Source organism: Candidatus Nebulibacter yamunensis (assembly GCF_024208055.1).
In the GTDB taxonomy this organism is placed as follows: domain Bacteria; phylum Pseudomonadota; class Gammaproteobacteria; order Francisellales; family Francisellaceae; genus Caedibacter; species Caedibacter lacustris.
The window spans coordinates 1-579 of sequence record NZ_JAMBMW010000063.1 but is presented as its reverse complement, the minus strand read 5'-3'; the positions used below and the strand labels follow the sequence as shown (position 1 = coordinate 579).

Annotated in this window: 1 protein-coding gene; it reads right to left on the bottom strand. The window is 64.1% G+C overall.

The genetic code is table 11. The annotated features are described in order from the left end of the window. Positions 1–523 (bottom strand): class I SAM-dependent methyltransferase (locus M1V25_RS10285; RefSeq protein WP_498843227.1); only part of this gene is annotated, 523 nt, incomplete at its 3' end. Positions 524–579: the final 56 nt, after the last annotated feature.

Genomic DNA, 579 nt, shown 5'->3' with positions numbered 1-579 from the left:
GGATGTTGTCCGAGGAGGGCCGCAGGGCAAGCGTCTCCCGATCCGGCACCTCCACGTAGAGCAACCCCCGCAGCGGATCCAGCGCCCCGGCGGCATCCCGAAGCAAACGCTGCGGTTCACGCACGTGCTCGACCACCTTGTTCAGGGTGATGAGTCCGTAGTCCCGGACATCCACCTGCCCGGTGAAAAGCCCTTCTCTCACGGCAAATTTTTCCAAGGACCGCAAGTGCGCCGCCGCCAGGGGGTCGGGTTCAAACGCCGTGCCCGTCCAATCGTCCGCCAGAAATGCCGAAAGAAAAACCCCCAGTCCCGCGCCGATATCTAAAACCCGCGGCGGCGGCGAAAAATGCGAAAGGTATTCGCGGATCCTCGTCACCCGACCCGCATTGTCCGACCGCTCCGCCGGCAGGGCCATCACCTGATCGTAGCGTTCACGCAGGGGACGGCCGGAAAAATCGATTTCGTAATACTGGGTGGCCAGCGACTGCCAGACGTCCACCGAGGAGGCAGGGAGACAATTCACCGCCCCTCCGCACCCCGCACATTCCCGCCACTCGCGCCGATAGCCCTCCGCAGGGA